This is a genomic window from Bacteroides luhongzhouii, assembly GCF_009193295.2.
Taxonomy (GTDB): Bacteria; Bacteroidota; Bacteroidia; order Bacteroidales; family Bacteroidaceae; genus Bacteroides; species Bacteroides luhongzhouii.
Genome location: NZ_CP059973.1, coordinates 4,855,782 through 4,881,094 on the forward strand (window position 1 = coordinate 4,855,782; position 25,313 = coordinate 4,881,094).

At 42.5% G+C, this 25,313-nt stretch carries 20 protein-coding genes; 3 read left to right on the forward strand and 17 right to left on the reverse strand.

Features of this window, described 5'->3' with window-relative positions; genetic code table 11:
* Positions 1-33: 33 nt before the first annotated feature.
* The 11 genes from GD631_RS18425 to dnaN all read right to left on the reverse strand — a co-directional run bounded on the left by GD631_RS18425 (position 34) and on the right by dnaN (position 14,850).
* Complete coding sequence (locus tag GD631_RS18425; protein ID WP_143258781.1) at positions 34-1,446, reverse strand: undecaprenyl-phosphate glucose phosphotransferase; 1,413 nt, start codon at positions 1,444-1,446, stop codon at positions 34-36.
* Between the two features lie 19 nt (positions 1,447-1,465).
* On the reverse strand, positions 1,466-2,602 hold the full coding sequence (locus GD631_RS18430) for a chain-length determining protein (RefSeq protein ID WP_152288009.1): 1,137 nt from the start codon (positions 2,600-2,602) through the stop codon (positions 1,466-1,468).
* 15 nt (positions 2,603-2,617) lie between these two features.
* Positions 2,618-5,032, reverse strand: a complete 2,415-nt coding sequence (locus GD631_RS18435; RefSeq protein WP_185911507.1) for an SLBB domain-containing protein — start codon at positions 5,030-5,032, stop codon at positions 2,618-2,620.
* Complete coding sequence (locus GD631_RS18440) at positions 5,010-5,606, reverse strand: UpxY family transcription antiterminator (protein ID WP_008025447.1); 597 nt, start codon at positions 5,604-5,606, stop codon at positions 5,010-5,012. The genes GD631_RS18435 and GD631_RS18440 overlap by 23 nt, the downstream gene beginning before the upstream one ends.
* A 357-nt stretch (positions 5,607-5,963) precedes the next feature.
* The gene (locus GD631_RS18445) at positions 5,964-6,908 is read right to left on the reverse strand and encodes a tyrosine-type recombinase/integrase (protein WP_143260632.1); all 945 of its coding nucleotides are present in this window, start codon (positions 6,906-6,908) and stop codon (positions 5,964-5,966) included.
* A gap of 496 nt (positions 6,909-7,404) precedes the next feature.
* Complete coding sequence (locus GD631_RS18450) at positions 7,405-9,111, reverse strand: serine protease (protein ID WP_143260634.1); 1,707 nt, start codon at positions 9,109-9,111, stop codon at positions 7,405-7,407.
* A gap of 1 nt (position 9,112) precedes the next feature.
* Complete coding sequence (rlmB, locus tag GD631_RS18455; RefSeq protein ID WP_143260637.1) at positions 9,113-9,907, reverse strand: 23S rRNA (guanosine(2251)-2'-O)-methyltransferase RlmB; 795 nt, start codon at positions 9,905-9,907, stop codon at positions 9,113-9,115.
* A gap of 28 nt (positions 9,908-9,935) precedes the next feature.
* Positions 9,936-11,606, reverse strand: a complete 1,671-nt coding sequence (recN, locus tag GD631_RS18460) for a DNA repair protein RecN (protein WP_143260639.1) — start codon at positions 11,604-11,606, stop codon at positions 9,936-9,938.
* A 19-nt stretch (positions 11,607-11,625) separates the two neighbouring features.
* Positions 11,626-12,834 carry a bifunctional phosphopantothenoylcysteine decarboxylase/phosphopantothenate--cysteine ligase CoaBC gene (coaBC, locus tag GD631_RS18465; protein WP_143260641.1) on the reverse strand — a complete coding sequence of 403 codons (1,209 nt, stop codon included), beginning with the start codon at positions 12,832-12,834 and terminating at the stop codon, positions 11,626-11,628.
* A complete protein-coding gene (locus GD631_RS18470; RefSeq protein WP_143260643.1) occupies positions 12,834-13,613 on the reverse strand; it encodes a 3'-5' exonuclease in 780 nt (259 codons plus the stop codon). Before GD631_RS18470 ends, coaBC begins: the two co-directional genes overlap by 1 nt.
* Positions 13,614-13,725: 112 nt before the next feature.
* Positions 13,726-14,850: a DNA polymerase III subunit beta gene (gene dnaN, locus GD631_RS18475; protein WP_004297029.1), complete on the reverse strand. Its 1,125-nt coding sequence runs from the start codon at positions 14,848-14,850 to the stop codon at positions 13,726-13,728.
* 153 nt (positions 14,851-15,003) lie between these two features.
* Here dnaN and GD631_RS18480 point away from each other — a divergent pair, with 153 nt between their 5' ends.
* A complete protein-coding gene (locus tag GD631_RS18480; RefSeq protein ID WP_143260645.1) occupies positions 15,004-15,378 on the forward strand; it encodes a DUF3127 domain-containing protein in 375 nt (124 codons plus the stop codon).
* Between the two features lie 252 nt (positions 15,379-15,630).
* Here GD631_RS18480 and GD631_RS18485 read toward each other — a convergent pair whose 3' ends face one another.
* The 5 genes from GD631_RS18485 to GD631_RS18505 form a co-directional block, all read right to left on the reverse strand.
* A complete protein-coding gene (locus GD631_RS18485; RefSeq protein WP_143260647.1) occupies positions 15,631-17,205 on the reverse strand; it encodes a DUF3352 domain-containing protein in 1,575 nt (524 codons plus the stop codon).
* 83 nt (positions 17,206-17,288) lie between these two features.
* Positions 17,289-18,047 (reverse strand): MBL fold metallo-hydrolase, encoded by a 759-nt coding sequence (locus GD631_RS18490; RefSeq protein ID WP_143260649.1) that lies wholly within the window; start codon positions 18,045-18,047, stop codon positions 17,289-17,291.
* 10 nt (positions 18,048-18,057) lie between these two features.
* The gene (gene murB / locus GD631_RS18495; RefSeq protein WP_143260651.1) at positions 18,058-19,050 is read right to left on the reverse strand and encodes a UDP-N-acetylmuramate dehydrogenase; all 993 of its coding nucleotides are present in this window, start codon (positions 19,048-19,050) and stop codon (positions 18,058-18,060) included.
* A 98-nt stretch (positions 19,051-19,148) separates the two neighbouring features.
* Complete coding sequence (locus GD631_RS18500) at positions 19,149-19,997, reverse strand: DUF4348 domain-containing protein (protein ID WP_143260653.1); 849 nt, start codon at positions 19,995-19,997, stop codon at positions 19,149-19,151.
* Positions 19,997-20,950, reverse strand: a complete 954-nt coding sequence (locus GD631_RS18505; protein WP_143260655.1) for an NAD-dependent epimerase/dehydratase family protein — start codon at positions 20,948-20,950, stop codon at positions 19,997-19,999. Before GD631_RS18505 ends, GD631_RS18500 begins: the two co-directional genes overlap by 1 nt.
* 136 nt (positions 20,951-21,086) lie before the next feature.
* Here GD631_RS18505 and kbl point away from each other — a divergent pair, with 136 nt between their 5' ends.
* Positions 21,087-22,280 carry a glycine C-acetyltransferase gene (gene kbl, locus GD631_RS18510; RefSeq protein WP_143260657.1) on the forward strand — a complete coding sequence of 398 codons (1,194 nt, stop codon included), beginning with the start codon at positions 21,087-21,089 and terminating at the stop codon, positions 22,278-22,280.
* Between the two features lie 175 nt (positions 22,281-22,455).
* On the forward strand, positions 22,456-22,863 hold the full coding sequence (locus GD631_RS18515) for a DUF2721 domain-containing protein (protein ID WP_143260659.1): 408 nt from the start codon (positions 22,456-22,458) through the stop codon (positions 22,861-22,863).
* Positions 22,864-22,895: 32 nt separating this feature from the next.
* Here the strand turns inward: GD631_RS18515 and GD631_RS18520 are convergent, their stop codons facing one another.
* A complete protein-coding gene (locus tag GD631_RS18520) occupies positions 22,896-25,160 on the reverse strand; it encodes a sensor histidine kinase (RefSeq protein ID WP_143260661.1) in 2,265 nt (754 codons plus the stop codon).
* Positions 25,161-25,313: the final 153 nt, after the last annotated feature.

The following is a 25,313-nucleotide window of genomic DNA, read 5'->3' on the forward strand; positions in this document are numbered from 1 at the left end:
ATATATTTAAGATGTTCTACTTGTAAAGATACTTTAATATGCGTTCTTTTCTCCTACAACTACATTCGCCACAGTCTTATAAATGATATATAAGTCAAGCAGCATTGTCCAATGCTCCATATACCAAATATCAGCCTTAACACGTTCCTCCATCTGGGAAAGTTCCCTCGTTTCACCACGGAAACCATGAGTTTGAGCCCAACCAGTTACTCCAGGTTTTATAAAGTGCCGCACCATATATTTATCAATCAACCGGGCATAAGTCTCCGTATGAGCCAACATGTGAGGACGGGGACCTACTATTGACATATCACCTTTAAAGACATTGATAAACTGAGGAAGTTCGTCAATATTAGAACGACGAAGAAAGTCTCCAAATCTTGTTTTACGAGGATCATCAGCCGTAGCCTGTTTACTGTCGGCTTCATCATTCACTTTCATCGAACGGAATTTGTAACACACAAAATCCACACCGTTCAAACCCGTACGCATTTGCTTAAAGAATACAGGACCGGGAGAAGTCAACTTTATAATACTTCCCACTATGAGATAAACAAAAGGAAAAACTATAACCAGAAAAAGACCGGAAAAAATAATATCGAATAGCCGTTTTAAGATACGGTTCTCCATCTTACCCAAAGGCTCATAACGCAGATTCAAAATAGGCATATTGCCAACCATACTGTGCCAGATACGACGAGGAAAACCTTTACATACATTAGGAACACCATGAAAATATAGCAGATGGTTTTCACAATGATTCATAATAGAAAAGTTATAACGTCCCTCTTCCATCGACAAAGAACAAAAAACATGTTTGATTCCCGGGTGTGTAGACATAAAATCTGAAAAACCGTCAGGATTACCAAGATAGGGACATTGCGAAGAAAGAGCATCATTCGGTTTAATATCAAAATAACCCACAACTTCATATAGAGAAGACGCCAGAGAACTTTCCATTTCCTCATACAAAACCTGCATATTATTGCCTCCACCTATAAAAACAGCATAACGTCTATGCTTGCCCTTAGCACAATAGACTATCAGGAAATGACGGATAATAATGCGATAAATACTTAAGATGACAAAGAGGAAAGAGAAATAAGCAACAAAGAAAAGAGGAGAATATATAGAGATCCCACTAAAAGTCATGATACATGCCCAAAAGATGGAAAAAGCTATAATATTCTTCAATACACACAATACAAGTTGATCGGGACGAATTCCCCGACTGTCCCAAACCCTCCCACGGGAACCCGAACAAGCCAGATAGCAAAGACTTAACGAAGTCATCATCCATGAGACTCTACAAGAGAAAGGTAAAGAAACAAATACTTCTTCCCAAAAGAAAAGGAGAAAAAACAAAACCAGATTCAGAATGATCAGATCTCCCAGAACTGCTACAAATTCTATAAATTTATTGATTTGACTGGTGGTTGATACCATATCACATTAAAGATTGATTTTAGGCACATACTTCTTTGAACTTGTCCAGAAGGTCTTTCCCGAACAAATTCCAAGAGATTACAATACAAACTGATAGGAAAATAAAAGCTAAAACATATACCTTTCTACTGGTTCCCGAAGGTTCCAAGGGGACAACAGCAGGTTCTACAACAGCAAACACAGGTTTTTCTTCCTGAACTTTAGCCCTGGCAACCTGAAGCTGACTAGCGACCTGACTGTATACTTGGTAAGCCAAACTCATGTCATTCTGCAAACGTTCCTGCTCGGTACGAACACTCTGCAAAATGATATTATCATGAGAGTCCATATAATTGGCATATTTTTTCTGCGCTTCGTAATATTCCTGCTGACGTTCTTTAAATAATTTCTCCAAATAAAGACAATCCTCTTTAGATTTGGAGGTACGATAGTCTATAATATATTCCTGCAACTTATTTACTACAGAGTCAGCAACAACTGCGGCAACCTTAGGACTCTGCAAGGTCACAGAAACGGTAGTCATAGAGGTTTTCTTATCTACAGAAGCAGCAATCTTTCTCTTTAGTGATTCAATCTTCTGAAACTCCTTTTTGGATAATTCAATTGCACCCCGACTTGCTTTATCGGAAGATATGGATTCATCCTCATTTTCTGTAAACAAGGACTTTACCCCACCAATTACCATACCGGGAAATCCAATTACATAACCCCACCATGGGGATGACTCTTCATTCAAATAAGAACTTAAAGAGATTTCCTCACTCCCTGATACAGGGACTTTCATATTAGAAAGTTCCAACAGAAAGGGAGTAGAAGAAACAATATCAGCAGATAAGGAAGCATTTAAGGCATCAGTACCGTCTCCCATAGAAACTCCACTCCCTAAAAAAGAAGCAGCCAAACCGGATAAACCACCACCTTTGTTATTACCCATTTCCGGAGAAAGAGTAACTTCAACCGTGTACTGCTTAGGGATACTGATTGCAACAATAATCCCAATTATCAGTCCAATACCGGCAGCTTTATAGATCTTCTTACGAATACCTATAACCTTACGAAGAAGATCCATCAAATCAATTTCTATCTCCTCATCATGGTGATTATTATGCAACTGTTTTGTTTCCTTTTCAGATGTTTGTTCCATCAAAGTAGACATAAATAAAGGTATTCGTTATTTCTTGATTAAATTAGCGATAGAGGCAATCATCATACCCAAAGAACTGAAAGAAGTGGCATATCCCAAGATTTCACCTACATTAGTACGCTTCTTAGCCTTACTAGGTACAATTATTTCACAACCAGGCTCGATTTGTTTCTTACCGCTACCTTTAACCTTAGTTACCTGACCATTCATATAAACAATGAACTTCTTACTCTTCTTCGCATTGTCTGAATAACCACCGGCCTGATTCAAATAATAATCGATATTCTTACCAGCTATATAAGAAACTGTATTAGGAACCATCACAGCACCGTTAATTGTTACCGTATTAGTATTCTTCGGAATAAAAATCACATCACCTTCACGCAAAACCAGATCTGATGCACTGCCCGGATTAGCTATAGCTTTTTCCAAGTCAATGCCGACTGTAAAATGATCTTCTACACGGACGCCCAAAGAATCTATCATAGCCTCACCCAACTGTCGACTCATCAAACGGATCACATCTCCCATACGTTTCTTCTCACCTGCAGTAGCTACACGAGTAAGTTTGGCACCGCGTAGGTAAGCATAATTCGTAGCACCTCCCGCTTTATTGATCAAATCTGAAAGACGTTCTTCACGACTGGTCATGGCATAAGACCCTCCGAACAGGATTTCACCTTCAACAGCTACATTCTGTTGGGCCTGATAACCCGGACTACGACGTACATAAACCTCATCATAAGGTTGAAGGACAAAACCCGGTGTGCCATCGATGACAAAACCTTCTTTCAGGGAAAATGTATACGTCCGACCGATAGTATCATTATCCGCTGTACTATGGGGATTCTTAATCCTACGCGATACATCCACACGAACAACAGAAGCGGCTTCACGCAAGCCTCCGGCCTGAATGATCAAGTCTTCAAGAGTCATATTATCAGCATAAGGATAGGAATCTGGTTTGGCCACTTCGCCATGGATTACAACATCTCCCCTATCTTCCAAATCATGGATACTGGGAATATAAAGAATGTCGTTTTTCGCCAGGATGATATTTTGGGAAGTACCATCCATGATGGCTTTAATGTCAACAGGGATAACTTCAGTAGTAAGATCCTCACGTTGACGATAAAGGACAGCACGGTTCAAGAAAGCATCACCCGTCAAACCTTGGGCTTCGTTCACCAATTCGCGGACGGTATTCAGTTTACCGTTTAGCTGGTAGATACCGGGACGGTAAACGGCACCACGGATTTCAAGCTTATTAGTGAAGCGGTTAAGGATAGCCTCGACGGTCACAACATCACCATTCCGCATTTTATAGACACTATAATCGAGGTCTTTGACAGTGTTCACTTCATACTCCTGTCCGTTCTGGCGTACGACACGCAGTGAACGGGTATAGGCGTCAGCGTCAAACCCACCGGCATAACTGATTAGAGTAGATAAGTTTTCGTCCTTCTTCATTTCGAAGCGCATCGGACGTTTCACTTTTCCATCGATCTTAACCAATACGTCATAGGCGGGAACAATCACAACATCGCCTTCTTGCAGACGAACATCATCCTGAATGTTTCCTTTCATGATAAATTGGTAGACGTCGATTGTGGCGATATTTTTACCGTTACGTACCAGCTGCACATTACGAAGGCTTCCTATGTCACTGACTCCACCGGCACGGTAAAGCGCATGGAACACAGTAGAAAAGGATGACAGAGAGTAAGTACCCGGCTGGACTACTTCACCCATCACATTAATCTGAATAGTACGGATGCTGCCCAAAGTCAGACGGATGTCAGAAGTAGGGTCATTCGTATTATTAAGACCATTATATATCTTGTTCAATGTTTTTTTGAGATAGTCATTGGCTTCAGAAATGGTTAGTCCGTTCAGGTTGACGGGACCTATTTTCTGAATGTTGATCGTGCCATCAGGAGAAATCTGTTGGCGGATAGTGTTCTGGCTGGCTCCCCAGATGTCGATAATCACTTCGTCACCCGGACCGAGACGGTAATTTAAAGGGGTGGCGATGTTGACACTGGGTTCAAAAGTCAGGTTACGAGTATTGAAGATGTTTCTTCCGAAAACTTGATTACCACGTGCAAGGTCTTGAGTGCTCGGGTGGTCTTCCAGCATATCGGAAGTGTTCTCCTTCATTTCTTCACGAAGACGAGATTCATTGACATCCGTACCGGTAGCGTTGGAAGCATTGACATTGTTCTGCTGCTCATAAAGCTGCTTCACACGCATAGCTTGTTCCTTGGTCACACCCTTACGTGCAAGTTCAGAGGCTAGTTGTTTTTGTTCTTTCCCTTGTCTAATCCCCTCTTTGACATATTCCAATACTTGAGAATCGCTCATGTTTTGAGCCATCAAAGGAGAAAAAACTCCTAACAGCAGAATGAATAGAAATACGTTAAAGTTTTTTTGTGTCGTCATTACTAATCTTTGTGGGTTCTACATAACCGATTGGCATATCTACACAAGCACAGCCAAGCATATTTAAACGAACGGCAATCTTACTCTTCCCCCCGACAGTCACGAGTTCGCCGACAAGGCCACTCAAAGGACCTTTAATCACACGAACTTTCTCACCACGCGCCAGTGGAGTATCATTCATACAGACTGCTTCTTCGGAATAATCGAGCATGAAACGGAAACGAGCCATCTGCTCGTCAGGAATAACGGCAGGAGTGCTTTCACCACGCATCACCATATAACGGCTGACAGTGGAGAAGCTCAGGACTTCCATACGCTCTTTTGGATTGACATGAACAAAAACCATCATGGGAAGCAAGACTGTATCAACCATCTTTCGACGGTCGCTCCATTGATGGATCTGTTGCTGAACGGGAACAAATGAATCAATTCCCATCTTAGACAAACGCTCGGATACTTTCTTCTCGTGATGCATTCGAACGAGTGCTACATACCAGCGTTTTGAGTGTGCTACGCCTTCCCCTGTCCCACTAATAGGCCCGGCATTTACTGATTTTGGTTTCGTTAAAATCATATTTTTTTACCCCATGTTATTCCGTTACTTCTTAGGTAACGGATAATACACATATAGGATACACATAGCATTGAAAAAAGGAAAAAAATCGATTATGAGGGAATATAAAAGCGGGTACCTAATATTCAATATAAGACTTTCTTGAATTTAGGTAATAAAAAGCCCTTGAGCATGAAGACGTTATCCTTCATGTTCAGATAGATTCATGTTGCATATTTGAGAGAAAAAGGAAAAAAAGAAGTTTTTTGCTTGTTTGCTATTAATATTTTTACCTATCTTTGTAGCGAATATATTTCCGTTACCTAAGAAGTAACACCAGCATTAAGTCCCTAATCCATAATGCCTTAATAATATTAATCAGAACATTTTAAAACTACATACGTAAGAATAATTCAATTTATTAACCTTTGTTCTTTCTTCCAATTCGAAACCCTTTAAATATATCTGTGTTGTTTTAATAGATTTGTGCCCTAATGATTCGCTAATCATCTCGATAGGAACACCTCTGTACTTGGCAGTCGTAGCCCAAGAATGACGAAGCGTGTAAGACGTGACGGATGAAGGTATCCTTAATTTTCTGGACAGGCTTTTCAAGTCATTATTGAAACGTCTCAAGGCTGACTGATATTCACGATAAGCCTCCTCTTCATCTCTCTTATATGCTCCGCTTAATATCCGAAAAAGATAATCGGGATAATCGGGACTCCGGGCATCGGTCTTATTGTATAATCCCCCGATTGCATTGTGCGCTGACTCCAACACTTCTATACTCATAGGAGTACCGGTCTTGAGACGGTTGTACTTCAAAAGCCCCTGTTTCAAATTGGATTTTTCCAGATGGGCCAAATCAGAAAAAGGCATTCCACAAAACTGAAATAACAGATTGGCAATGGCCTGTGTCCGGCGAAGCTTTTCCGATTGAGGATCTTTGTTTAGTAACATGTGAAGTTCACCGATCGGGATGGCTTTCTTCTGACGTGTGTCCACCCCGGTAAATACATCCCGGAACAAGCCATGTACATAAGGGGCCTGATGTGTATCGACTCCACGATTGTAGATACTACGAAGCATACGCATATACGTAGAAATCGTATTAGGCTTCAAACGGGAAGCCAACAGATAGTTGCTATACCTCTTTAAAGTTTCGCGGTTTATCCTACTAAACGTAATGGATTTGGTCCCACAAAACTGAGAAAAAGAACGAATAGCGTGCTTATACACGTGGGCCGTAGAGTAACGCCCCTCTTGTCGCAAACAATCGATGTAATTGTTTGCACAAATAGTAAATCGATTTTTTTCCATAAATTATAACTTATCTCATAAGTGTTATTAAAAAACGTGCGGAATATAGTAAGATTATAGATAAAATGAAGCACAATTTTAAATTTAGTCACTGTTTTAGATGGAAAATCAAATAATTTCTAAAAAAAATAAGTGAAGCCATGCAGTATTTTCAATAACCGTGCATTTAACTTATAAAAGAGGGAAAAAAGAAATCAAACCATATATCATTAAAACCTACAACCTGAACTTAACAAGTGAAGTGGGGAAAATAAAAAGAGAGAGAGAGTTTTTTATACAACGTCCCCAAAAACGAGGAATCCCTGCCAATTTTCGAGTTGGCAGGGATTCATTTTTATGATTCAAAGTTTTTGAAGTTACTACATTTATTGCTAATTCATAAAAATATCAACAATTTAGTTTACTTTTCCAGATAGTCTGATAAAACAAAACAAGAATAAGGAGTTAAACAAATCACCCACACCACAGATCGTTGTAGCATGGGTGATTTCATAATTTACTTGCAGTATTTTGTAATCAGCTCATCTACATTCGGATCACCTAAATCTTTCGCTTTTTTGAAGTTTCCACAGGCTTCATCTGTCTTTTTCAACTGTATCTGGCAAAGCCCCAACAAACGGTAAGCTTCGGCATATTTAGGATCAGCCTTCAATAGATTATTCAAAATCTGAATAGCTTCTTCATAACGTCCTACACGCAGATTTACCACTGCATGTTCCGCCTGATAGGTCAGGTCCGTCGGATTCATTTCGACTGCTTTAACTATATCATCTAAGGCGCGCTGGAATTGGCGTGCTTTCAAAGCGGCCTGTTCACGATAATAATAGAATACGTCGTTCACTTCTCCTTTGACTGCCGTATGATAAGCATCATAATCAAGCATCGCATTGCGTGGCTGGCCGGCATCCATATTCATCTGCGCACGTTCCAACAAATATGGAGCAAAATCTGCCGTGATCGGTTGCGGGCAACGGGCAATACAGCTATCCATCAAAGCTACGACTTCTTTCGGGTCACCTTTCATCAGCTCCTTCGTCTTGGCAGCACTAAAGAAAGTGGCCGGAGAAGCAATGTTGCTGGCATTTACCTTTTCATAAGCAGCCAAAGCACCGGCATAGTCTTGCTGGGCAAACAGTATATCACCTTCCATTTGAATGTAAATGGGCAGCGGATCAATAGCGATTGCCTGACGAACATTTTGCAAAGCAGTGTCATAAGTCCAGTCTTTATACGTTTTTTCCGGCTTCGACAATTGATAAGCATATATCAGCTTACCTATATTATAATATACATCATCTTTTTTCTGGGCTACTTTCAAAGCCTGATTAAAGTCGGCAACTGCTTTATCATACCAAGTCTGATCGTCTTTACCTTTAGCTGCATAATAATTGGCACGACGAAGATAACCATCCGCATTAGCTGGGAACTGACGGATAAAATCATCCAACAGCTTTTCGTAATCGTCACCCGACAGGCTTGAAGATGCCATAAACAAGTACACTAATGCCTGATCTTCCGTTTCGGGCAGCCCTTTCCGAATACCAATCTTTTTCAAAGCAGCGTCTCCCAAAGAAAGAGCACTGATTTTCTGTGACATGGCAAAAGCTGCTCCTGCCGCATAGCAAGTAGTCACTGTATCGATGCCGGATGATTTCTGCGCAATACCGAACACCTGACCTTCGGCATTCATCACCGGACAGCTCACCATCTTATCTTTCATCTGCATGCCTAATGTATAGTAATGATATTCTCCGGCTACTTTGGAAACATCTTTCACCTTACCAGTAACGCAAGCGATACTTTTTTGTGTAGAATAAGGAAGCATCCACGCATCGGCTCCCACTGCCGGAGCTGTTTTAGCCACAATCAGCGCAGGTACTTTCTTCTCAGTGATAGCCACACGGAACTTAATGACATCATACATATCATTCGCCCCAAGTATCAGGCTGACCGGCATCTGTTTGCCTTCGGAAGTGATTACCACCGCACGTTCGGCTCCTTTAAAAAGAGTATAATCTGATAAAGCCAATCCATCTTCAGATACAAAAAATCCGTTTCCGGTATTCAGCATTTTATCATTCTTGTCATAAGTCACCACAGAGAAGACTGCACGTTTTGCCTTCTCTACCCATTTGGGAGTTTGCGCCATGCTTCCCTGTATCAGGAAGAAAAGCAGCAAAGGTAGAATTAAAATCTTCTTCATATCAGTCATTATTTCTTTGTTTCACAGCTTCGTAAATCAGGATACCGGCAGCCACGGAAACATTCAGAGATTCGATGGTGCCCAGCATCGGGATTTTCACCCATTCGTCACAGAGCGCAAGGTTATCATAAGAAACTCCCGTATCTTCCGCTCCCATGATGATGCACAGCGGTCCTGTATAATCGGCTTTTGTATAGTCGTAATCTCCCTTCTCGGTAGCAGCTACAATGCGAAAACCGCTGTCTTTCAGATATTGCAGAGTTGAACGGAGGTTCTGCTCACGACACACAGGCAGCGTGTGCAGCGCTCCTGCCGATGTTTTCACGGCATCTGCATTGACAGACGCACTTCCGCGGACTGGAATAATCACTGCATCGACAGCTGCACATTCGCAGGTACGGGCAATGGCTCCGAAATTACGTACATCGGTCACTCCGTCGAGCATAACAAAAAATGGATTTTTCCCTTGTTCAAACAAAAAAGGAACAAGATCTTCCGTTTTCTGATAAGTCACAGAAGAAATGAAAGCAACCACTCCCTGATGATTTTTCCGGGTGATACGGTTGATACGTTCCACCGGAACACGTTGAACCGGTATCAGCAGCCCTTTCAAAGCAGCAAACAGTTCTTTGGAAAGATCACTCTGAATGTCTTTCTTTACCAGAATTTTATCAATTTCTTTACCTGCCTGAATGGCTTCTATCACGGCACGAACACCGAAAATCATTTGCGCTTCTCCACGAGCATCCCCAGAAGAGGAGGTAGAGTCATTTCTGCTGTCTTTTTTATATTCCATACTTATTTATTCAATCTATTATTATTCATTAGCGAGAGGGAGAGGCTGCCAACAGGGATTTGGCATTGCTAAGGGCGGCCTCGGTCAGAGTGGCGCCGCTAAGCATATGAGCTATTTCCTCTACTCGTTCTTCATCGGTGAGACGGCGGATATGACTGTTTGTTTCCGTATCGCTGTCTTTCTTATATACTTTATAATGAGCACGTCCACGGGCAGCAATTTGCGGCAGGTGGGTGATGCTGATTACCTGACGGTTCCGGTCGCCCATTTCCTGCATCATGTCTGCCATGCGGTCGGCAATTTCACCGGAGACACCAGTGTCTATTTCGTCAAATATGATAGTCGGCAGTTTCACAGCTCCGGCAATCAATGCTTTGATAGAAAGCATGACGCGAGCAATTTCACCTCCCGAAGCTACGGAAGAGATATTCTGCAAGGTGCCGTTCTTATTGGCAGAAAACAGGAAGTTGACTGTATCTTCCCCTTGCAATCCCGGTTCTTTCTTCAGTCCCATTTCGATCTGGAAACGAACATTCGGCATTCCCAACGGAATCAAGCGGGCGGCCAATTGCTTTTCTACTTCACGCGCAGCTTTCGTACGGGCCTTGGTCAGCAATTCTGCTTGTTGTTTCACCTGCTTATATTGTTCCTCTTTACGAGCGGTCAGCTCGGCAATACGCTCATCATAGGAAGTGATATCAGACAATTTGCTACGATATTCATCCGTCAACGCTATCAATTCATCAAGAGTCTGTACCCGATGTTTCTGTTGCAAGGAATAAATCAAGTTCAACCGTTCGTTCACTTCGTCCAGACGGACCGGATTGAATTCAACGGAATCGCTTTGTGAAGAGACTTCATGCGAAATATCTTTCAATTCGATATAGGCGCTCTCCATACGTTCGGTAAGTTCCTTAGCAGGCTGATAGACTCTTTGCAGGTTATTCAGCGTATTCAGACTATCTTTCAGGTATGAAAGCAATCCGCCTTCATCCGAGACAAATGACTGTTCTACCCGATAAAGTCCGGCTTTAATTTCCTCTGCATGACTTAGTGTTTCAGCTTCCTGCTCCAGCTCCTCCTGCTCTCCTTCCACAAGATGGGCTTCTTCGAGCTGTTCGAGTTGGAAGCGGATATAATCTTCATCGGAACGGCTTTTCTCTGCCAGTGACATTAATTCAGCCAATTCACGATCTGTCTGCTTCCATTCTCCATAACACAAATGGTATTTCTCCAATACTGCATCATTATGTGCCAGAATGTCAAGCACGTTCAACTGGAATCCTTCTTTATTGAGCAACAGATTCTGATGTTGAGAATGTACATCTATCAACTGTTCGCCCAGTTCTTTCACTTGTGCCAGTGAGGCGGGAGTATCGTTGATGAATGCCCTGCTTTTCCCGGAAGCCTGTACCTCACGGCGCAAAATACACTCTTCATCATATTCCAATTCATTTTCTTCAAAAAACGGACGCATACCGTAGGCAGCAATATCAAACCGCGCCTCTATGATACATTTGGAAGCCCCGCGACGAATCGCTTTCACATCGGCACGCTGCCCCAGCAGGAGTCCGATAGCTCCCAGAATAATTGATTTCCCGGCTCCCGTTTCACCTGTTATAACGGAAAAGCCCGTTTCAAAACTGATATCCAGTTTTTCTATCAATGCGTAATTCTGAATGTATAGTGAACGTAACAAATTAATTAAAAATTAAAAATTAAAAATTGGGAGACAGGGTGGCTACCAAACGATCGATGATGTCTTGAGCTACTTCCGTTTTCGACTTCAAAGGATAGTCTGTACGACCTTTCCTGTCGATTATACTTATCTTATTAGTATCATGGCGGAAACCGGCTCCAGCATCATTCAACGAGTTGAGCACAATAAAATCGAAGTTCTTGCGTTCGAGCTTTCCTTCGGCATTCTGCTGCTCATTATTGGTTTCGAGCGCAAAGCCAACCAGACATTGTTGTTTTCTTTTTATAGCTCCTAAAGAGGCAGCAATATCTTGTGTTGCCCGAAGATGCAGGGTCAGTTCTTCTTCTTTTTCCCGCTTAATCTTCTTATCGGCTACCGTTTCCGGACGATAGTCTGCTACTGCCGCACAGAGAATCCCTGCATCAGCATCTGGAAAATGAGCCTGTGCCGCTTCGTACATCTCCCCGGCAGATTCGACATCGACACGGATAATACCAGAATGTTGCGTTTTGAGTTGGACAGGACCTGTTATCAAGGTCACCTGTGCTCCGCGACGGGCACATTCTTCTGCTAACGCAAATCCCATCTTTCCGGACGAATAATTGCCTATGAAGCGCACCGGATCAATCTTTTCGTAAGTCGGTCCGGCGGTAATCATCACTTTCTTTCCGGATAGTTCGTCACTCGAAGCAAAAAATTCATCTAATACTCGGATGATATTCTCCGGCTCTTCCATTCGCCCCTTCCCTACCAGATGGCTGGCTAGTTCTCCTGTCCCCGGCTCGATAATATGATTACCGTAGGAACGCAGAATATCCAGATTTTTCTGGGTGGCAGGATGAGCAAACATATCGAGGTCCATTGCCGGAGCAACAAACACGGGAGCTTTTGCTGAAAGATAAGTGGTTATCAACATATTGTCGGCTATTCCGTGGGCCATTTTACCGATAGTGGAGGCAGTGGCCGGAGCAATCAAGACAGCATCTGCCCACAAGCCAAGATCGACGTGACTGTTCCATGTTCCGTCACGCTGGGCAAAAAACTCACTGATGACCGGTTTACTGGTCAACGCCGAAAGAGTGATCGGAGTAATAAATTCTTTTCCCGCCGGAGTAATTACAACTTGCACTTCCGCTCCTTGTTTTATCAGTCCGCGAATGATATAGCACGCCTTATACGCGGCAATACTGCCGGTAATTCCAAGAATTATTTTCTTTCCTTTTAGCATTATTTTGTAATCAAATTACTCATTTCACGCAAGCGGATTTTTGTCAATACCGCCTTGGTGTTCAGCGTGAAATCACTATTCAAAATCCAACTGTAATATCCGGGATCTTTCTTCAATACCTCGGCTACAGACATTCCCTTATATTTTCCGAAGTTGAACACTTCTACTCCATTATCATCGTACACCATACGTCCGGCAAAATCGACATTCTTGCTGAAACTTGAATAATCAGCCAGGAACGCAATATCATTCTGAAGATCGGAGTATCGGTCTAACTGCGCTTTCAGCACCTCGTAAGTGGCTCGTGTATCTGCTTCGGCAGTGTGCGCGTCTTCCAGATTTTTGTCGCAATAAAACTTGTAGGCAGCAGACAGGGTGCGTTGTTCCATTTTATGAAAGATGACCTGTACATCTACAAATTTGCGTTTTGTCATATCAATATCCACTCCGGCACGAAGAAATTCTTCGGCAAGAACAGGAATATCAAAACGGTTGGAATTAAATCCTGCCAAATCGCAACCTTCAATGTCCCTGGCTATGTTTTTTGCCACTTCTTTGAAAGTGGGACAATCTACTACATCGGCATCATAAATGCCATGTATCGCAGAGGATGCTTCCGGGATATGCATTTCAGGATTGATACGTAATGTTTTTGCTTCTTCATTTCCATTCGGATATACTTTCAGATAGCAGATTTCAACAATCCGGTCTGTGTTGATATTGGTTCCTGTTGTTTCTAAATCAAAGAAAACAATGGGGTTTTTCAGGTTTAATTTCATTTCTGTTTATTTTATTGGGTCACCACAGAGGACGCAGAGGACACAGAGGGTTATTTAATAAATATTCAAATTTATCCTCTGTGTCCTCTGCGTCCTCTGTGATGAATTAGCATTAATCATTTAGCATCATCGGCATCAGCAGCATCAGCAGGTCTTCGTTTTCTTCCTGCTCTACCGGGATGATTACTCCGGCACGTGAAGGATCTGCAAGTTCGATGACTACTTCGTCTGCTGAAATATTGTTCAGTATGTCGATGAGGAATGTCGATTTGAAACCGATGCTCATTGCAGCACCTGCATACTGGCAAACTTGTGTTTCTTCAGCAGAAGTAGAGAAATCAATATCTTGCGCGGAAATCACAATCTGGTTTTCCTGCATACGGAGTTTAATCAAACTGCTGGCTTGTGACGAGAAGATAGACACACGACGCAAAGCTCCTACCAGTTGTTGACGGTCTACAGTTACTTTGTGCGGATTATTTTGCGGAATTACCGAGTTGTAGTTTGGGTAACGTCCTTCAATCAAGCGGCAAACCATCCGGTAGCTTTCGAGCATGAAAACAGCGTTGCGTTCGTCAAATTCGATGGTCACTGTACCTTGTTCTTTCGGCAAAAGATTTTTAAGCAATGTAGCCGGTTTCTTCGGAAGAATGAAGGCTGCACGCTCGTTGCCTTTGGCTGCCAATGTCTTGCAACGCACCAGTTTATGACCATCCGAAGCAACCATTGTAATGTCTTCTGTTGTAATATCGAAATAAATACCGTTCATCACCGGACGAAGCTCATCATCGGCAGTAGCAAACACCGAACGGTTGATACCTCCCAAAAGTACGCTTGCTTCCATTTCTACGCGGACAGCATTATCACCCAGCGTAGCCGATTGCGGGAATTCATCCGCATTCTGCCCCATCAGGCTGTATTTTCCGTTCTGGTACTGCACTGTTATTTCATAATTATCCGGATTGATTTCGAATGTGAGTGGTTGTTCCGGAATTTCTTTCAGTGCGTCAAGCAATGTTTTCGCTACTACGGCAAAACGCCCGTTTGTATCGCTTTCATTCACTTCTACGGTAGTCACCATCGTTGTTTCACTGTCGGATACAGTCACAGACAATGTTCCGTCTTCCAATTCGAAGAGGAAACAATCGAGAATTGGCAGCGCATTTTTTGAATTAATAACACGGCTGATGGCCTGTAAATGGCTGGAAAGAGCAGTACTTGAAACGATAAATTTCATATATTTTCGTGTATTTAAGTTTTAAATGTTCTATCGCACAAAGTTACGAAAAAAGATTTGGGCTGCCCAATAAAACAAAAGAAAAAAACAGGTATTGTGCGAGGGATATTACTAAAAAATTGTAACTTCGCCGCAGAATTTAAAATTATCGCAATGGAATTTACAGGAAAAATCATCGCTATCCTCCAGCCCAAAGGAGGAGTTTCAAAAGCTACCGGCAACGAGTGGAAAGCGCAAGAGTTTGTTATCGAAAGTCACGACCAATATCCACGCAAAATGTGCTTCGAAGTATTTGGGGCAGATAAAATAGATCAGTTCAACATTCAAATGGGCGAAGAACTGACTGTTTCATTCGACATTGACTCTAACCAATGGCAAGACCGCTGGTTTAATAGAATCCGTGCATGGAAAGTAGAACGTGTCAGCACTGGCGCCCCAATGGCCACAGGTGGCTCTGTTCCTCCTGCTGCTCCGTCGGCTATGCCGGAATTTACTCCGGGCGACGCAAAAGACGATCTGCCATTCTAAACCGAAAGTCATTCGTTCGACGAATAAGCATAAAAAACTCCCGATGGGATTAAATTCCATCGGGAGTTTTTTATACCCTTTTCTTCCCTCAAGAAAAACAAATCTTTGTCTTCTTTTTCATCTTCAGAAGAAGAAGTTTTTTATTTATTCCTTTGTTTATAATGGGGGATGAATTTTTCTGCATATTTTACAGATTCAAATATTAAATAGCGTCTTGAAAATGTATGGAGAAAGCAGACAAACGATGATTTTTTATTCTGATTTATATTTCAAAACAATATTAGGATATATCACTCCGTCTGTACAGACAAACTGAACAAAGAGGGTAAAATTATGGAAGAAATCAGCGTTACGCAGAAAGAAATCCGGTACAAAACGAACGTGATTTTCTGATTGCTGAAATATGTGGTCGAAATCCACCATCAACATAAAATGGTATGAATCGGACAAATGATCCATGCTTGTCTGATAGGCCATCGCTCCATTGAGTACCTCACCTTTATCCAGTTGGCGAATATAATGCGACAGAGCATCCGCATCAGGAGCGAGCAACAAGCGCCCGCCATAGAATACCGCATATACATCCAAAGTTGGTTCCGCAAAACTGGTTAGTTGTTCAAACAATGTCGTTTGAGGCAACCGATAGACAAGATATGCCTTATTTACAGTATAACAATAAGTTATACGGGGAATTTTTCTTCCTTCATCCGTCGGAGCGGCATTAACAAGAGCACGAAGCATTCGCTCGGCTTCGGCAACATCTGCCACAGCCAGGCTCAAGACTGCCGCTGCACTCTGTAAGGTATCTTCACGCTGAAAAAGACAGGCAACCAAATCCTGCCCGGCATTTTCCATCAAATAACGCGAAAACTCTTTATCTATATTTTGCACTTCGCTCGTACGGGAAACCACACCCTGCCCCTGCGCATTTCCATAAGAAAGCAGAGACGCCCAGTCCGTAATCCCCTGCCTGCTAAAACAGAAAGCTGTAGACGGCAATACCTCACCCGGAAATCCTTTTACGGATTGCTGCTGACGGAGCTGGTTTATAAACGCAAAACAAGAGTCTGCATCGTGAGTGATGCCGGAGAAATAGATGAAATCATCTTTCATCTTCATGTCAAATTCTGTCCATCCCATCATCCCTTGCATACGGGTATAGATGGTAGCGATTGCCGCACTTTTTTTCGGAGCACGCATGCCTGCAAAGGCAGAATCATCAGCCAATGATTTTCCACTTTTATATGCATCAATAACGTTTTCAATCAGTTTTTTCTGAAAACTCAATGCCATAAAATCAGATGTCAAATAACAGGCAAGGAAATCACCGTCCGCCATCGGATAAATGACAATTTCTTCTCCTTTGTAAACAAATGTTTTCGGCGGATAAAGTGAGGATATATATTTACGCACAAATCTGTTTACGAGTTCTTTATCTCCATTCCCTAATCTGCAATAAAGTACTTGATTACGTTCGTTATCCGGCTCGTGGAAACTAATCAGCATTTGATTCATTTGCCGGCTCAAACCGTGGGGAGTATCTTCTGAAAGGGCGTAAAGGCTCTGTTTCAGATAAGAAAAGAGTTTGGATACATAAAGATATTGCTGATTTTTACTACAAGTCAGATCATCTACTTCCGCTACAAATTCGAGCACATCATCAGTAACGAATACTGCTGAAGTTGTGGAGGGCACCAGTTCATAAAGATTAAAATCTTTCTGCCCTTCGGCTGCCGACAGCCTAAAAAAAGAGTACAATGCGAAACCTGAGCACAAAAGTACAACAGAAGACGTGATCGCTATTTTCACTATCGTACGAAGTTTCATAATATTCGCTGTTTATCGGCTAGGTGCAAAAATAATAATTTCTACAAAGAAAACAAAACTTTTGCTAAAAATTTCACCAATAATCAAAGATAGATATCCAATCCGTCAAACGCCAGGTGAATATTTTCCGGAAGGCCCTTTTCAACCTCCGCATGCAAGCCTATATCATGACTCATATGTATAAAGTATGTCTTCTTTGCCTGAATACGCCGTGCCACCGCCAATGCTTCTTCCAAATTTTGGTGAGTAGGATGCGAGGCGATGCGAAGTGCATTCACTACCAAAACATCTATTCCTGCCAATTGTTCATAAGATTCTTCGGGCATGATCAGCATATCAGTGATATAACCCAACTGCCCGATACGATATCCCAGAATCGGCAGTCGGCCATGCATCACACGCAGAGGAAGCACTTCCGTGTGGTTTATAGAAAAGGATTGCCCCACCGAAATTTCCTGCAAAGGAATATCAGGAACACCCGGATAACGATGATCAACAAAGCAATAGGGCATGCGCAAACGCAATCCTTGCGCTACATAATCTTCCGCATAAATAGGCACGGAACCGAACCGGCAAAACGGACGTAAATCGTCCAGTCCGCCTACATGGTCATAATGTTCGTGCGTAATGAGCACACCATCTATCCTCTCAAAAGGGAGATGCAATACCTGTGTCCGAAAATCGGGACCACAATCTATCAGAATCCGCGCGTCATCGGTCTCCACAATAGCAGATGCACGCAATCGATTATCTTTCGGATCGGAAGAAGTACAAACCGGACATGTACAGCCGATTTGAGGCACTCCCGTCGATGTTCCACTTCCTATAATTCTTACTTTCACTTATTAATTCTCAATTTATTAAGTTGACCTCCGGATGGATATCTATGCCGAACTTCTCACGAACAGAAGCCCGAACCGCATCTGAAAGTGCAATAATATCACTACCTTTTGCTCCGCCACGGTTCACCAGCACCAGTGCTTGTTTATCATGCACGGCAGCCGGTCCCAAGGCTTTTCCTTTCCAGCCGCATTGATCGATCATCCACCCTGCCGGAATCTTTACGCGACCGTCGGCCAGTTCATAATAGGGTATGCGGGGATATTCCTGTTGCAAAGCTTCCAGTTTTTCTTTCGGCACAATAGGGTTCATAAAGAAACTGCCGGCATTACCCAACACTTTCGGATCGGGCAGCTTACTCTCGCGGATATCAATAATCACTTTCCGGATAACAGACAGGGTCAACGACGGATATTTTTCAAGTTCCTGACGAATGGTGCCATAGTCTAACGTATAATGCTCTTCTTTACTTAGCCGGAAACGGACATAAGTAACAAAAGCCGACTTGTTTTCCGGACGTTTAAAGATGCTGTTGCGGTAGATATATCCACATTCCTCTACTGAATAAACATGTTCTTCAGCTCGAATGTTCACCGTTTCCACAGCCGTTATCAGGTCTTTCACCTCAACGCCATAGGCTCCGATATTTTGCACCGCACTCGCCCCCACCTCACCGGGAATCAGCGACAGGTTCTCCGCTCCATACCATCCATGCTCTACACAATAGGCTACAAAGTCATCCCATACTACCCCTGCTCCCACTCGCACTGATACAGAGTGAGCATCTTCTTCTGTCACTTCGATTCCTTCAATGCGGGAATGTAATATCAGCCCGTCGTAATCTTTGGTAAACAACAGGTTACTGCCGCCACCAATATGCAAAAAAGGTGTCGTAACGGCACCTTGCGCAATCAGTTTCTTCAGTTCTTCAACCGAAGTGTACTCTAAAAAACGAGCGGCATTGACATCGATGCCGAATGTATTGTAGGGTAAAAGAGAATACATATATTTTTAATTATAAGTTATATCGTTATTCGTTATAAGCCGACAAACACAGTTATATCATTGACAGCAAAGCTATTTATAGCGTATTACAACCTGTATCAAATGCTTGTATCTTCAAACTTATATAATTCCCATTCTCCGGCTTTGCGACGGAAATAGAGGATATTGGAAAAACCATTACCGATACCTTTCAATGCCAGGATTTTCGTTGGCGAATCATCGTCATTCCGCTGTCCGTAATTGATATTAGAAAGACGATCGGCAGGAAGTCCCGGTTTAAAAGCGAACCACTGATTAAGATCAAGGGTGGTCTCCAGAATAGAGAAATCATCATCCGGATCGGTGGTTACAAAAGCCAGAGGCTCACACACGCGCTTACTCTGAAAAAGACTATCTGCGGCAAAATGTCCGAAAAACTCTACAAAATTTTCATTATCACTTTGCTCAATGGAACGCAAATTAATTGCCTCCAGCATCCATGCACCTTTGATACGTTCAAAATAGTATCTTTTTACCATTCGTGTTTTCACGAACATCCACTCTACCTGCACGGAAGTGAGAGAGGTGTCTCCTACTAAATCCATATCTTCTTCTCTATCAAACAGAAGCGTATAGTAATGCTGTTTGGTAAACAAATCATCATGCTTCCAGTTACGCTCTTCGATATTCGATTTCTCATCTCCATTGTAGTAGGGCAACGGAAATTTCACGCGCTGGCGCTGTAACACGTCATCAGAAGCAAAATTGTAGATAAAATCATCGAAAGATTCATCCGCCTGTATAGGTTGCGGATCTTCCGGCGATTCACCACGGTGGATAGAATCGGCTATCTGCCGAATAGAATCCACTTCTTTAGTAATGGATGCGAAGGGGTCGATGTTTGTTTTCTTGTTTCCACAAGCGCCCAGTATACCGAGCAGCATGACCCCTGCAATTAGTTTTTTCATTATTTTAGTTTCTCTCTTAACTTTTCAAGCATATCCACCGTCATGCTTTCCAAATTGTAGGCCGGCTTCCATCCCCACTCTTCACGAGCGCAGGTGTCATCCAGGCTATCAGGCCAGCTATCGGCAATGCGCTGTTTCAAAGGATCTATGTCATAGATCATCTCAAACTGCGGTACATGCTTCTTGATAGCCTGATAAATCGTCTCCGGATCGAAACTCATAGAGGCGATATTGAAAGCATTGCGGTGTATCAATCTTGTCGGATCAGCTTCCATCAGTGTGATTGCTGCGTTCAGTGCATCCGGCATGTACATCATATCCATCAGAGTGCCTTGCTTAATGGGGCACACAAATTTTTCTCCTTTCACCGCCGAATAATAAATATCGACAGCATAATCGGTCGTACCTCCTCCCGGAGGGGTCACATTCGAAATAATGCCCGGAAAACGGACAGCACGGGTATCGACACCATATTTATTAAAATAGTAATCACTTAGCAACTCGGTCGTTACCTTAGTGACTCCATACATGGTACGCGGACGCTGAATAGTATCCTGCGGTGTTTTCGTATGAGGCGTACTAGCGCCAAACGAACCGATAGAACTCGGAGTAAACACTGCACATCCTTGTTCGCGTGCCACTTCCAGCACATTCCATAATCCATCGATACCTATTTTCCAAGCCAGCTTGGGTTTCGATTCGGCAACTACGGACAGTAGAGCAGCCAAATTATAAATTGTATCAATGTGATACTCTTTTACCACAGATGCAATCACCTCTCCATCCGTTACATCAGCAATTGCCGACGGTCCGGACTCCTTTAATTCCCCTTTAGGCTCTGCACCTGGGATATAACCTGCTACAACATTTGCATTTCCGTAACGTTTACGTAGCTCCATCGTTAGCTCCGACCCTATCTGTCCGGTAGCTCCAATAATCAAAATGTGTTTCATTTTTTCTTTTGACTTAGAATATCAAGCTTAAATAGTGCGCAAAGTAAGCACTTTTTTTTCAGATTTTAATCAAAAAGACATTGTTATTCCAAGAAAAATTGTGTCCTTTGCAATATAACTTAATCACCCAAACACTATGTACGGTAAAATGCAAGAATATCTCTGCCAAACATTGGCTGAAATCAAGGAAGCCGGACTTTATAAAGAAGAACGACTGATTGAAAGTGCGCAGCAAGCTGCCATCACTGTAAAAGGCAAGGAAGTGCTGAACTTCTGCGCAAATAATTACTTAGGATTATCCAATCACCCCCGATTGATTAAGGCTTCGCAGGAAATGATGAATAACCGTGGCTACGGAATGTCGTCTGTCCGCTTCATTTGTGGAACGCAAGATATACACAAAGAACTGGAAGCTGCCATCTCGGAGTATTTCCAGACGGAAGACACAATCTTGTATGCCGCTTGTTTCGACGCTAACGGCGGTGTATTCGAACCGCTTTTCTCTGAAGAGGATGCCATTATCTCGGATTCTCTGAACCATGCTTCTATCATTGACGGAGTACGTCTTTGCAAGGCAAAGCGTTACCGCTATGCCAACGCTGACATGAAGGACTTGGAAAGATGTCTGCAAGAAGCACAGGCACAACGTTTCCGCATTGTTGTGACGGACGGTGTGTTCTCTATGGACGGCAATGTAGCTCCAATGGATCAGATTTGCGATCTTGCCGAGAAATATGATGCGCTGGTAATGGTGGATGAGTCTCATTCTGCCGGTGTGGTAGGCGCCACAGGGCATGGAGTAAGCGAGTTGTATAAGACTCATGGACGGGTAGATATTTATACCGGAACTCTGGGAAAGGCTTTTGGCGGTGCACTGGGAGGTTTCACTACCGGTCGTAAAGAGATTATCGATTTACTTCGTCAACGCAGTCGCCCGTATCTGTTCTCGAATTCTTTGGCTCCAGGTATCATTGGTGCCAGTCTTGAAGTTTTCAAGATGCTGAAAGAGAGCAATGCATTGCATGATAAGCTCGTCGAGAATGTAAACTACTTCCGCGATAAGATGACGGCTGCCGGATTTGATATCAAACCGACACAAAGCGCTATCTGTGCCGTTATGTTGTATGACGCGAAGTTGTCCCAGATTTACGCTGCACGTATGCAGGAGGAAGGCATCTATGTGACAGGCTTCTATTATCCGGTAGTGCCGAAAGATCAGGCACGCATCCGTGTGCAAATTTCTGCAGGTCACGAAAAAGCACATCTTGATAAGTGTATCGCTGCCTTTATCAAGGTAGGCAAAGATCTTAATGTGCTGAAAGCGGAATAATTCCGGAGCAAGGTTTACTTGCAGAATCCATTTTTAGGCACGGATCACACGAATTACGCTGTTGCTTTATGCAAGCATATTTCTAAAAACCGTAAAATCCGTGTAATCCGTGCCTAAAAAATACTCTTTTATAAAATGACTTTTGAACCGCTACTTGACTATAAAAAAATAGATTATGGAAGAACTGACTCTCACTACTCCTGCCCTGCTTTTCTCGGCAGTTTCTTTGATATTATTGGCTTATACCAACCGTTTCTTATCTTATGCCCAACTTGTGCGCCAACTGCGTGACCGCTACATGGAGAACCCTTCGGATATCACCGAAGCGCAAATCGAGAATCTACGGAAACGATTGAATCTGACCCGTACGATGCAGGGACTAGGTATTGCAAGCCTTTTTCTCTGCGTAGTCAGTATGTTCCTGATCTATATCGGGCTGCAATTATTTTCTGCTTATGTATTCGGATTGGCATTGATTTTGCTGATAGCCTCTTTAGGCGTATCTTTCCGCGAAATACAGATTTCCACCCGTTCACTGGAGATTTACTTGGGAACGATGGAGAAAGGGAAAAATAAAAAATAAGATTAATGTATTTCCGTTGAAGTTTATCATTATCAAGATACCACCCGACAAGGAAGGATGACCGTAAAGCGGCTTCCCTTGCCTATTTCGGACTTGAGTTCGATCTTTCCACCCAGCTTCTCTATTATCACCTGACAAATAGAAAGTCCCAATCCTGCTCCCTGCGAGAATTCGTTTTGTTTGTAGAAACGGCTGAAAATCATTCGTTGTTCTTCTCGTGGAATCCCTCTTCCGGTATCTTCTACATAAATCTGTACTTTGCCTTCATCCGGCAGATAGTTATATCCTAACTTGATATATCCGGTTTCTGTAAACTTACCGGCGTTATTCAGGAAGTTTGTCAGCACTTGTATCAAACGTTCTCTGTCCACGTTGATTTCCAAAGGAGTATCATCCACTTCTTTCAGGAATTCCAGACGTGGGGCAATCAGCACTTGGTGTGTCATATAGACATCGTCAATCAACTCTTTCACCTTGCACTTCTTGAATGAGAAAGACATATATCCTGATTCGATACGGGAAAGTTCCAGGATATCATTAATCAGCTTGAGCAATAACTCACTGTTCTTATTAATAGTACTGATATACTCTTCGCGTTCTACGGAAGTCAATCCTTCTTCCAATGCCAGTATATTGGCAAAGCCTACGATTGAATTAAGTGGAGTACGTATCTCATGGCTCATATTTGCGAGGAATGATTGTTTCAATTCCGCCTTTTCAGCCAATAAGCGTGCAGCTTCCAACTCCTCTTCACGGTCTTTTATATCCTGCACATTCAGCAACAAACCTGCGGTTTTATATTCGCCTCCGGGTAGCTGTTTGGTGGTATAACGGAACTCCCACCACTGATAGCCTTTGCCGTCAAAGTTACAAAGCTCCTGCACAATTTTTTTATGAGCACTTTTCAGATTTCGCCAGTTGAACTTCACTCCCTCCCAATGATCGGGATGGATAAAACTCATGAATTCTTTATACGAAAGTTGTCTAGGATTTAGCCCTTGTGAACACCAGAATGCATCTTCAAAAACAAAACGACCGTTATCCAATCTCCAGGCATACGTCATTCCACCCTCAATGGCTAATGACAATGTTTCTTTTTCATCAGCCAATGCTATAAGAGCCTGTTTTTTCCTCATCTGTTCCCGAAGGTATAGCCACCAAAGAGAAGCAAAAAGTAAAATCAGGAAAAGAACAAATGAAACGACTAGGGCTCCCCACAAAAATGGGTATTCGTCTCTGAACGGAATATTGATAATACGATATTTAGCAGGAATACTTTCTTTACTCAAGCCTATTTGCGTCATTGTATTCCAATCTACAACATATTCTTTCTGGCTTTCAACAATAGGCATGTCCGACGGGATTGCGCCATGCAATATACGAACGGCAGCTTTCACCTCTTCTTCCACCTGAATAGGCAACGAAGTGATGTATCCGCCCAGCAATTTCTCACCAAATCCAAAAGCTTCATTGATGGCTGTCAGACTGGGACTGCCACAGATGCTTCCAATATTAATGGTGGTGTAATCACGTTTCAACTGAATGTAGCATTGATCGCGATAGCTTCTGTTCAACACCCACATAAAGGTAGCGTCCGAATGGTTTCTGGCATTACGTAAAGGAATAGCCATAAAACGAGTATAACCTTCTTCCTGCGTCAAACGTATCTGTTCTTCAGGAGAAAGTTCGGGGTTATCAATAAATCCGGTCACTTTATGACCTTTAAACTGTTCCTTTGCGTCTCTTCTGATTTGTTTATCGATATAAGTGGTATCGAGCATGGTAAACAACCGGACATGCTTACCGAAAAGTTCTTTTGCCACACTGATATTCTCATTAAAGGCGATTTTATCATGGAAACCCGTCACATTAGGATGGCGTTTCAACAATCCCCAATTCGGGTAATTGACACCACCAAATACCACAGGTACTTCTTTGCCCAACTGAACCCCACATTTCATCAATGAATAGGTAGCTTGATCTTCATTCACCAGAATCACTTCCGGTCGCCAGTCTTTCGAAACGGAATCAACCAGGAAGCGCATTCGCTCCAACTCCGGTTCTTCCCAATAAGACTCACAATCTAAATAAACGGTACGAATATCAGCATCTATTTTTTCTTTCTCAAATTGCTCGGCTATCATCCGGTTAAATTCCGGATAAGCTGTGTAAGTCTCCTCATAAGAGTGGATAACTAGAATACGTCGTTCTTCTTTTTGAGAACAACTACTCACCCCAAAAAGGAGCAATAAAAATATAGGGAGCAATCTGAAAATTCCTCTATTCACATCATTCATTTATAATAATCGGGATTAATTTCTCTCTGACTCGTAATACAAAGGTAGTTTATTTTCGAACATAAGCCAAATAAGTGAAAAAAAAGAAGCTGTCTGAACAGAAATTCAGGCAGCTTCTATCTATATAAAGAACTATTTTTTCAGAGTAGCATC